Origin of the sequence: Bellilinea sp. (assembly GCF_034432615.1) — a bacterium.
GTDB lineage: Bacteria > Chloroflexota > Anaerolineae > Anaerolineales > Anaerolineaceae > Bellilinea.
In genome coordinates, this window is record NZ_DAOUBL010000046.1 from 22,444 (window position 1) to 32,762 (window position 10,319).

Here is a 10,319-nt window from a genome sequence, read left to right on the forward strand (position 1 = left end):
AGATTTTCAGGCTTTTTCGGTCATGCGCTCGCGGATAATCTGCTGGGCAATCAGCGCCCCATCGCGGATCGGTTCATAGCCAGTGCAACGGCACAGGTGTTTATTGAGGGCATTGGCAAGTTCAGTTTCGCCCGCATCCGGTTTGCTTTCCAGCAGGGCATGGAGCTCCATCACAATCCCTGGGGTGCAAAATCCACATTGCACCGCACCTGATTCGGCGATGGCTTTCTGGATGGGGTGTAATTCCGTACCTTTTGCCATGCCCTCGATGGTCAGAATGTCTGCCCCCTGCATTTTGCTGGCGGGTGTATTGCAGGATTTGACGGCTTTTCCGTTCATCACAATTACACAGGTTCCACAGGTGGCATTGTCGCAGCCACGCTTGGTCCCGGTTAAATCCAGCATGTCGCGAATCACATCAATGACCATCGTCTCTTCGTCAATTTCGACGGAGCGGTATTCGCCGTTGATAGTAAAGGAAATTTTCTCGGTCATATCAGGCATACTCCTTTTCCTGTCGGGCTTCGAGAGCTTGTTTGATTTTTTCGGGGGTTACTGGGATTTCGTAGAAGTCAACCCCGATGGCGTCGTAAATGGCGTTGAGGATGGCGGGCGGCGCACCGATGACGGAATGTTCGCCAATACCGCGCGCGCCGAAAGCGCCGATGGGATCGGGTGTCTCAATAAACTCAATGGTTTGCTGCGGGGCCTCTTTATAGGTAGGAATGTGATACTGGAAGTAATGCGGATTGAGGATTCGCCCTTGCTCATCGAATTTAACTTCTTCGTAAAGGGCGGCTCCAATTGCCATGGTTACCCCGCCCAGGACTGAGCCGCGAATCTGCAAGGGATTGATCACCTGCCCAACATCAAAGACGGATGCAAAGTGATCCACATAGATCTTGCCGGTTTTCTTTTCGATGCGGATTTCTGCTGCCTGTGCGCCAAATGTATAGGTTACCCCCAGACTACCCTGCCCGTTTTGATCGGGGTTGGAATAGCGTGGAAGGCGGGCATCGGCCACTGATTGTGCCAGATCACCGATGGTGATGCCGTTATCGGTGATGTAACCGCGCGCCAGTTGAGTGACGGGGACACCGATGGACGGGTCGCTGCGCAGATAGACATATTCACCATCGTATTCGAGGTAGTCCTCGTCGGTGCGCAACACCTGAGCGGCGGTCTTCTTCAAGCCCTGAATCAATTTTTCTGCGGCGCGGACGATGGCGCGCCCGCCCTGCATGGTGAACATGGAACCAATGGTTTGCCATTCGTAGGGGGAGAACTGGGTGTCAATTTCGTTGTAGCAGCGCACTTTTTCGGGTGGAATCTTGAGGGCTTCTGCGGCAATCTGGCGGACGACCGTGCGCAGCCCCTGTCCAACCTCTGCGCCGCCCATGTTGACCGAAACGCTGCCGTCTATGTTCATCTTCATGTAGCAGCCTTTGGTGGAGAATGGAGCGCCTTTGGGGGACTTCATCACCGCCGCAAAGCCACGCCCATAGTAGAATTGATCGTCTTCTTTCTTTTTTGGCTGACTGAATACAACTTCCTGAACGCGGTCGGCGCATTTTTCGATGTCGCCATTCGATTTCCACATGCGCTCTCCGAGAGAATTGATGCTGCCCTCACGCAGGTAATTCTTGCGGCGCAATTCAAAAGGATCTATATTGAGTTTGCGTGCCAGCAAGTCCATCATTCGTTCGGTGGCGAATTGGGATTCGGGGTGACCGTAGCCGCGGTAAGCGCCTACCGGCGGTGTGTTGGTATAGACGGTATAACCGGTCAAGTCGCAATGTTCAAATTCGTAGGGGCCGGTTGAGTTATGCGTAGCAGCAATGGTCACGTTGACGGCTGTATCGGAGTATGCCCCGCCGGTATGGTAAACGGTGGTTTTGAGGGCGACCAGTTTACCGTCTCGTTTGGCGCCAATCTTCATCACTGTACGAATGCCGTGTGCCAGCAGGGTGCTGGTAATATCTTCTTTGCGGCTGGCAACCCATTTGACCGGCCGGCCGGGGACAAAACTGGCAATCCAGGCGACGGTTTGTTCAACCGTGATGTCGGATTTGTAGCCGAAACAGCCGCCAATATCGGGGATGTGAACGCGCACATCCGAAATCGGCACGCCGTATGAATGGGCAATGTCATCGCGGATGATGAAGGGGCAGATGGAGGATGACCAGATTTCGATCGTGCGGTCCTCTTTGAACCAGACGATGGAGCCGTGCGGTTCGAGGGCAGCGCAGGAACCAAGGGGATAGTTGAATTCGCCTTCGATGATGACATCGGCTTCCTCAAAACCCTCCTCACCGCGCCCTTTTTTCAAATGATAGACATTGGCAATATTCGTGCCGGGCTTCGGATTGAGGGTGGGCAGATGCCAGTATTCGCCCAGTTCTTCATGGATGAGAACCGCATCTTCACTCATTGCCTGGCGGGCATCAATGTAAACCGGCAGGGGGTCATATTCGACTTTGATTTTGTCTAGCGCCGCGTAGGCATGGCGGGGGGTATCGGCAATGACCGCCGCAACCGGTTCGCCGATATAGCGGACTTTTTCAATTGCCATGGGCACAAGATCGCGGATATTATCCCCGTAGCGGTAGGTGCAGCCTTTGCCGGTGACTACCTTGACCACACCGGGGCATTGTTCGGCTTCGCTGATGTCAATGGATAGAATACGGGCGTGGGCAAATTGTGGCCGCAGGATGGCAGCGTGCAGCATGCCCGGCAGCCGGATGTCATCCAGAAAAACTGCTTTGCCGGTAACTTTATTGATGGCATCCGGTCTGATGTAACTTTTTCCTAAATACTTGTAAGCCATTTTTCACTCCTTTCTTAAGCTCCAAAAAGAATACTATTCCCTGCGGTAGGGTTTCAAGAGGGCTGCAGGGTAAGAAGCATTTCGTCCGGCAATTACCAGCGCAATGATGGTGACGACATACGGCAGGGCCAAAAAGGTTTCGTAAGGGATGGGTAACTGTAAACCCATTGCCTGCAAACGGAGCTGCAGGGCAAATGTGCCGCCGAAAATGAGCCCCCCCAGCATCACACGGATGGGATGCCAGTTGCCAAAAATAACGATGGCAATCGCAACCCAGCCGCGCCCGGAGATGATGCCGTGGGTGAAAGCGCCCAATTGAAAGAGCGAGAGAAATGCCCCGCCAGCCGCCATCAGACCACCGCCAATCGCCAGTGCAGCGTAACGCACAGCGGGTACGCTGATTCCGGCGGCATCCACGGCTTCCGGATTCTCACCTACCGAGCGGATTTTCAGGCCGAAGTTGGTGCGGTATAAAATCCACCAGGCCAGCGGAACAATCACTAAAAAGGTGACATAGGTCAACCAGTATTGGGAAAGGATTGGGCCGAGAATGGGGTTGTCCGGAAGGATTTTTAGGGTCTGGAAGGAAGGGATTGAAGGTGGAGTGGAGCGCCCGCCGTAAAACAGGCGAAATGCAAACAGGGTCAAACCACTGAGCAGCAATGTGATTCCCAGACCGGAAACGTGCTGGTTTACTCCCAACGTGACCGTGAATAAACCCATCAGCAACCCGAATAGAATTCCTGACAGGATGGCAACAAGTAAACCCAACCAGAGAGAACCGCTTTTATCGGCTGTGAGAAAACCTACAAAAGCACCAAAGTACATGATACCCTCAATACCGAGGTTCAAAATACCAGCGCGTTCGCTGTAAGTTTCTCCAATGGCAGCTAGGACAATTGGTGTTGAAACCCGGAAGGTGGCAGCGATTAAGTTGACAATGAAAACTTCCATCATACCCTCCGAACGATGCGGTAGCGCTGCAGCAGGTACATCCCGAGAGCAACCAGTAACATGACCGCCTGGGTTACCTGACCCAGATAAACCGGCACGCCCATCGCCCGACTGACAGTCTGCGCGCCGGTGTCAATCAATCCAAAGAAAAGGGAAGCAACAAAAACGCCAATGGCGTTCAAGCCGCCCAGCGTTGCGATAATCACGCCGGTATAACCGTAATTGGCAGAAAGGTCACCGATCAGATGATATTGAATACCCGCTACCTCGCTGACACCGGCAATCCCGGCAATCCCACCGCTAATCAAAGCGGCAATCAGAGTGGTGCGTCCCACCGAAATTCCGGCAAATTGAGCAGCAGGTTTGCCCAAACCAACCGCGCGCATTTTCAGACCAAAGGAAGTTTGGGTCAAGACAAACCACAAGACCGCGATGGCGATCAGTCCAACGATGAAACCAAAGTGCAAACGCGAACGGGGAATCAGCTTAAAGAACATGGTGCTTTCAGCGATTTCGGGAGATTGCGGCCAGCCGGAGGTTGGGTCACGCCAGGGGCCGTTTAGAATTGCGCTGACAATATAGGCCATGATCGAATTCATCAACAAAGTGGTTACCACTTCATCCACGGCCAGCCGCACTTTAAGCAGCGCCGGAATCAACGCCCAGGCCATGCCTGCCAGAAAACCGCCGATGATCATCAGCGGAAGGGCAATTAATGGAGGCAGTCCGCCCAACACAATGCCGAGCCATGCTGCGGCAATGGCGCCGGCGTAAAGTTGCCCCTCGGCGCCGATATTATAATAACCGGTAGCAAACGCAAAGGTCACGGCCACGCCGGTAAGCATGAGGGGGGTGGCTTTGACCAGCACCTCCAGAAAAGATACCTGACTGGAGAGAGGGGAAATCAAAAAATAATAATAGGCTTGAAAAGGATTTGCCCGGGCGGTGAGAATCAAGCCGGCGGTAATGAGGAAGGTAGTCAAGAGGATCAAAACCGGGATGAGCGGGCGCATCCAAAAAGGGGGTGTGTCAGTTTTGATCAGTTGGTAGGGGAACCGTTTGGCTTCCATGGAATCAGTGCTCCTTGACGGCACCCGACATGAGCAGCCCCAGCCGTTCGGGCGTGGCTTCTGATGCGGGTAAAGTACCAACAATTTCGCCTTCGTAGATGACGGCAATGCGATCCGAGAGAGCCAGAATCTCATCAAGGTCTTCGGAGATCAACAGGATGGCTGCACCACGCTGGCGCTGCTCCAATAATTGCTGACGGACATAATCGGTTGCACCGATATCCAGTCCGCGGGTTGGCTGGGGGGCGATAATCACCTTGGGTTGACGGGCAAGCACCCTTGCCAGCAAGACTTTTTGCATATTTCCGCCGGAGAGGGTGCGGGTAATGTCGTTGGGCCTGGCCTTGATCTGGAATTTCCGGATCAGATCATCGGCATACTGGCGGATGGCTTTATGGTCCAACATGCCCTTGCGGCTGAATTCATCCAGATGTTCCAGTACCAGATTTTCTGTGACGGTCAGATGAACGACCATTCCTTCATGGCGGTCTTCAGGGATGCGCCCAAGTCCTGCTCTGGTCAGCTCGGAGGGGGATTTTCCGGTAACATCTTGACCTTCAACCACTATTTTTCCTGCAGTCGGTTGGCGCACGCCGCAAATAGTTTCGGCAAGTTCTTTCTGGCCATTGCCGCCCACACCCGCAATGCCTAAAATTTCGCCTTCGTAAACCGTGAGGGAGACATTTTTCAAAACAGGCAGGTGTTTATCGTCATTGGCGCAAAGGTTAACCAACTCCAGCGCAGGTTTCTGAGCCGATTCAGTCGCATCCGGACGGGAAACGCCAAAAGTTTCTCTGCCCACCATCATGGCTGCCAGTTCTTTTTGGGTTACATCGGCGGTGTTGACCGTTCCAACAACTTTTCCATCCCGCAGCACGGTAACTCGATCGGTAATCTGGGTGACCTCATGCAGTTTATGGCTGATGAAAATGACCGATAAACCCTCCTGTTTGAGGAGGTTCAGGGTCTCAAACAGCGCTTCCACTTCCTGCGGAATCAGCACTGCGGTTGGCTCGTCTAAAATGAGAATTTCAGCGTTGCGGTAAAGGGCTTTGAGGATTTCAACGCGCTGGCGCTGCCCAACCGAGAGATGCCGGACAATCGCTTTGGGATTGATTTCCAATCCAAAACGCCGGGCGGCCTCAGCAACGCTCTCCTCTATTTGGGTTTGATTGAGAACAAACGAATTTTGATAACCCAGCACGACATTTTCGGCAACCGTCAGCGGCGGCACGAGGGCGAAATGCTGGGTAACCATTCCAATGCCGAGTTGGATGGCATCTTTGGGTGAGTGGATGACGACAGGTTGATCTTTTACTTTGATGACACCCGAATCGGGATGATACAACCCATAAAGGATGCGCATCAGTGTGGTTTTTCCTGCCCCGTTTTCACCCAGCAAAGCGTGAACTTCCCCTTTTTTCAGTTGAAAGTTCACATGGTCATTGGCGATCAGATCGCCAAAGCGCTTGGTGATGGATTGCATCTCAACAATAAACATACACTCTCCTGAGGGGAAGTGACGGCTGGTCAGGCATGGGCTGAATTATTTCAATTATTTATCAAAACCAGTGGCTTTTGCTCAGGACAAGACCAACCGCATGATCCATGTTGACGATAAAGAGACCGATCCAATGGAGAGGCCTGTGCGGCTCAAAAGCCGCACAGGCTCTGAAAATTCGGGCTTAGTTGGTTGGGGCAGGCGGCTCTTCTTTAATGTCCACGCGGAACAAGCCGTTGCGGATTTCTTCGTCACGCTGCTTGACCAGAGACAGGATGTTTTCGGGAATCTTGGATTCCATGCCATGGAAGGGGGCCAGATACGCCCCACCTTTGGCAACCATGCTGAAGTCCTTAAGATCCTGAGCGGTAAAGGTTCCGGCTTCCACCTGCTTGATCACATATTCAACCGTTGGGGTCATGTTCCAGACCGGACCGGTGAGGACGTGATCTGGCCCCAGCTCGTACTGATCGCTCATGTTGCCAAATGCCAGCAGGCCTTTTTCTACGGCAGCATCAATGACGCCAAATCGTTCGGCGAACAACACATCTGCTCCAGCATCCACCTGAGCCAGAGCGGCTTCTTTGGCAGCGGCAGGATCGAACCAGGAGTTAATGAAAGTTACCAGCACTTTCGCATCTGGATTGGCTTCCTTAACCCCATCAATGAAGGCATTGACGATACGATTGACTTCGGGGACAGGGTAACCGCCGACCACGCCGATCACATTGGTTTTGGTCACACCACCGGCAATCAAACCACACAAGTAGGCTGGTTCATGAATCCAGTTATCGAAGACCGCCAAATTGGGTTCCGCCGGACCTAAACCGGAGCCAAAGACAAAGGCAATTTCGGGGTAATCCTTTGCGACCCGGCGGACGGCTTCTTCGTTACCGAAAGCGTCGCCAAAGATGGCGGCCGGTTTTTGTTTTTCGGCTACTTCGCGCAGTACCCGTTCCATATCACCGGCGTAGCCAATGTCATCCGTATATTCATAGCGGATTTTGCCTTCGCTGGCCGCTTTTTGAAGCGCTTCATGGATTACACCATCCCATGGCTCTTCAATCGGGGTTGCAAATGCGCCGAAGAATAGCGGTTTGTCGGTTGGACCGGTTTGGGGGGCTTGGGTTTGAGCAGCTGGAGCGCACTGTGCGGTAAGCACAACCAGCAATACTGCAATCAAGATGAGTTTGATGGTTTTCATCGTTTGATTCTCCTCCAGGGTATTTGGTTTTTGTTAAATAAAAAATGGGAAAGAGGATGGAATGAGATATTATTGATCGAAACGGCCACCTCCTTTCTAAATACCTGGTAACAACAGTGAGTGTTGCGATTTGAAAAGCGGGGAAAAATAACCCAAAAAACCAGACTTCCAGCTTTATCAAAACAAAGACTGGTAAATCTGAAAGGGTAGTGGATGAAATTAACGATGTAGGGTAATCATAGTTTATTGAAAAACCTAACGAATTGCAAGCGGTTTGGTTGACTAAATGACGAATTCATCATAGATGTATGACAATTGTCCAACCATCTCAAATTTTAACCGGAACTGAATTGTGGTTATAATAAATTCATGTCCTCTGAGAACGAATTGAGCGAACGAGAAAAGGAAATCCTTCGGCTGGTCGCCACCGGCGCAAGCAATAAAGAAATTGCTCAGGCGTTGTACATCAGTCCGAATACGGTCAAGGTGCACCTCAGAAACATTTTTGCAAAAATTGGGGTAGTTTCCCGTACCGAAGCCACCCTGTACGCCATCAAAATCGGGCTGATTCCCGAATCCGTACGTGAGGAAATCCTCATCAATCAATCTGCTTCCAGTAATCGTGATACAGCGGCGGATGAGCCGGTTACTGAAACACGCTCTTCACCGATTAAGGGCAGAGGCTGGGTGCTGCTCTTGGTTCTTTTATTAATAGGATTAGGTTTCTTTCGGATGAGAGGGATCAATCCAGGCGGAGTTTCTCCTGCAAATAGCGGTCAACGATGGAGCCAATTAGCCGACTTGCCAGAGCGTGTCGGGGGAGGGGTTACGGAACGATACGAAGGGTATCTTTATCTGTTTGGCGGCGAGAAGGACGGAAAACTCAGCGGCGATGTCTTCGCGTACGACATTACGCAAAATCTTTGGGAGGAAAAAACCGCAAAACCTACCTTTGCCAGCGATATCCAGGCGGGAGTACTGGGGGAAAAGATTTATCTCCCCGGTGGAAAACTGGCCGATGAAACCATTACCACTCTGGTTGAAGTTTATGACCCGCGAAACGATCTTTGGGAATTAACCACTCCTCTGCCGGTTCCCCTGACGGGTTACGGTCTGGCTGTATTTGAGGGACGATTGTATTTGTTTGGCGGTTGGGATGGCAATTCATTCCGGGATGAGGTGTGGGTGTTCGAACCGGATGCCAAAGAATGGATGCTGCAACAGAAGATGCCTTTTGCGCGCGCGTTCATGGCAGCAGCTGTGCTTGGAAACAAAATCTACCTATTGGGTGGCGAATCCCTTGACGGGGTATCGGATGATTGTGTGGCTTTTTACCCAAATCGCGAGAAAGACGACCCAACTGCCTGGGAGCAAAAACCTACTCTTCCTAGGGGAAGGAAAAACCTGCGCGCGGCTGTTCTGGCTGACGGGGTTTATGTTGCAGGCGGGGTCAATCAAATTGATCAACCGATCACGGATATTTTGCGGTTCAATGAGTCAAGCGGAATTTGGGAAGTTTTGGAACCGCCTCCTTTGCTGGTCTCGGCAGATACGGCTTTGGCGGCCAGCCAAACGCGCCTCCATTTTCTAGGAGGAACGCTTGGGATGAGGACGGTCGCCTATCATCAGGCTTATCAAGCCCTTTATACAGTTGTGCTGCCGGCTGTCAGCCGATAAAAAAACACCTCTGCTGAAGTGTTTTTAAGGTGTAGAGCGGGAGACGGGACTCGAACCCGCGAATGTCAGCTTGGAAGGCTGATGCCTTACCACTTGGCGACTCCCGCATGATGAGTGTTATTTTACTCATTTCCTTCCGAACGGTCAACCCTTCCGATTTTGTTACACCTCTTAATACTCCTGGCATTTGCGGAATATATCCATTTGGCATCTGTTTTATGGGAAGGGGAATGGGGTCACGGTTCCGATTTGAATGGGGGAAAGCAAGTTGGTGGCAAATTCGCTGATTTCAACTCTGGTCGCATCATCCGCTTCGTCCAATCCCAGGCTGTTCAAGGTCATCCGAATTTGGCTGCCGTCCGCTCCGCTTTGGATAAATTCAAAAGGTTGAAGGCGGATGAACCAGCGCAGTAAACGGCTTAACTGTTCAGGGGTTAACCGCATGATACCCGGATTTTGACTGGCTTGACCCCGACAGTAATATTGAACGCTCCAGCCGTTCAGATACACTTTCAAACCATCACAGTATTCCTGAGATGAACCTTCACGACTCCAATTCAGCGCTGGAACGCTGCTTGAATATCCATCCACACTGGCCAGCACCGGATTCGGGTCTAATGAGGAGGCGCGAAATTCAAAGATGTGATTTTCGATGCCCAATCGAATGACCCGACCTTCCACAGGCAACTGGGTACAGGGGATTTCGGCAATCGCAATTTCCAGACAGCCGTCATTGAAGGTGATTGCGCGTTCGCTGAGTATCTGGATTGTCTGGGGGTCGTAACCCAGCAAACCTGCCAGATATTGTACAGCCTGTAGTGCCGATGTGGAGGGTTGATCTACAGGGCGAATGGGACGAATGAGTCCACCATCCAGGTCGGTGTGATAGGTGTAGATACGCTGGCCATAGCGAAGTGTAACGATTAAACCGGGGACTTGTTGTTCCTGACAGATTTCACCCGGTTCGCCCGCTTCAAGACAGGAATTTTGCCATGTCACCGATTCGATAGCCTGGATGGTGATTCGTTGTGGCGAAATGTTTAACTCACGGGCGAGTTCGCGTCTGGCTTGCAAAGCGCCGCCGGG

Annotated in this window: 8 protein-coding genes and 1 tRNA gene; 1 reads left to right on the forward strand and 8 read right to left on the reverse strand. The window is 52.0% G+C overall.

Going from position 1 to position 10,319, the window contains the following annotated elements:
* Window positions 1-6: 6 nt before the first annotated feature.
* The 6 genes from VAE48_RS02125 to VAE48_RS02150 all read right to left on the reverse strand — a co-directional run bounded on the left by VAE48_RS02125 (window position 7) and on the right by VAE48_RS02150 (window position 7,556).
* Window positions 7-495 (reverse strand): (2Fe-2S)-binding protein, encoded by a 489-nt coding sequence (locus VAE48_RS02125; RefSeq protein WP_322791661.1) that lies wholly within the window; start codon window positions 493-495, stop codon window positions 7-9.
* 1 nt (window position 496) lies between these two features.
* Window positions 497-2,827 (reverse strand): xanthine dehydrogenase family protein molybdopterin-binding subunit, encoded by a 2,331-nt coding sequence (locus VAE48_RS02130; RefSeq protein WP_322791662.1) that lies wholly within the window; start codon window positions 2,825-2,827, stop codon window positions 497-499.
* A 33-nt stretch (window positions 2,828-2,860) separates the two neighbouring features.
* A complete protein-coding gene (locus tag VAE48_RS02135) occupies window positions 2,861-3,784 on the reverse strand; it encodes an ABC transporter permease (RefSeq protein WP_322791663.1) in 924 nt (307 codons plus the stop codon).
* The gene (locus VAE48_RS02140) at window positions 3,781-4,851 is read right to left on the reverse strand and encodes an ABC transporter permease (protein ID WP_322791664.1); all 1,071 of its coding nucleotides are present in this window, start codon (window positions 4,849-4,851) and stop codon (window positions 3,781-3,783) included. Before VAE48_RS02140 ends, VAE48_RS02135 begins: the two co-directional genes overlap by 4 nt.
* 4 nt (window positions 4,852-4,855) lie before the next feature.
* On the reverse strand, window positions 4,856-6,352 hold the full coding sequence (locus VAE48_RS02145; protein WP_322791665.1) for an ABC transporter ATP-binding protein: 1,497 nt from the start codon (window positions 6,350-6,352) through the stop codon (window positions 4,856-4,858).
* 184 nt (window positions 6,353-6,536) lie between these two features.
* A complete protein-coding gene (locus VAE48_RS02150) occupies window positions 6,537-7,556 on the reverse strand; it encodes a BMP family protein (RefSeq protein WP_322791666.1) in 1,020 nt (339 codons plus the stop codon).
* Between the two features lie 369 nt (window positions 7,557-7,925).
* On the opposite strand from VAE48_RS02150, the gene VAE48_RS02155 reads away from it, so the two are divergent.
* Window positions 7,926-9,233, forward strand: coding sequence for a kelch repeat-containing protein (locus VAE48_RS02155; RefSeq protein WP_322791667.1), 1,308 nt, complete (start codon window positions 7,926-7,928; stop codon window positions 9,231-9,233).
* A gap of 35 nt (window positions 9,234-9,268) precedes the next feature.
* Here the strand turns inward: VAE48_RS02155 and VAE48_RS02160 are convergent.
* Window positions 9,269-9,340, reverse strand: a tRNA-Gly gene (locus tag VAE48_RS02160).
* Between the two features lie 109 nt (window positions 9,341-9,449).
* Window positions 9,450-10,319: hypothetical protein (locus VAE48_RS02165; protein WP_322791668.1), on the reverse strand; the 870-nt coding region annotated here is incomplete at its 5' end.

Coding starts and splice junctions, on each gene's coding strand:
- VAE48_RS02125 (WP_322791661.1), bottom strand. CDS start 495: ATGACCGAGAAAATTTCCTTTACTATCAACGGCGAATACCGCTCCGTC.
- VAE48_RS02140 (WP_322791664.1), bottom strand. CDS start 4,851: ATGGAAGCCAAACGGTTCCCCTACCAACTGATCAAAACTGACACACCC.
- VAE48_RS02135 (WP_322791663.1), bottom strand. CDS start 3,784: ATGATGGAAGTTTTCATTGTCAACTTAATCGCTGCCACCTTCCGGGTT.
- VAE48_RS02150 (WP_322791666.1), bottom strand. CDS start 7,556: ATGAAAACCATCAAACTCATCTTGATTGCAGTATTGCTGGTTGTGCTT.
- VAE48_RS02145 (WP_322791665.1), bottom strand. CDS start 6,352: ATGTTTATTGTTGAGATGCAATCCATCACCAAGCGCTTTGGCGATCTG.
- VAE48_RS02130 (WP_322791662.1), bottom strand. CDS start 2,827: ATGGCTTACAAGTATTTAGGAAAAAGTTACATCAGACCGGATGCCATC.
- VAE48_RS02155 (WP_322791667.1), top strand. CDS start 7,926: ATGTCCTCTGAGAACGAATTGAGCGAACGAGAAAAGGAAATCCTTCGG.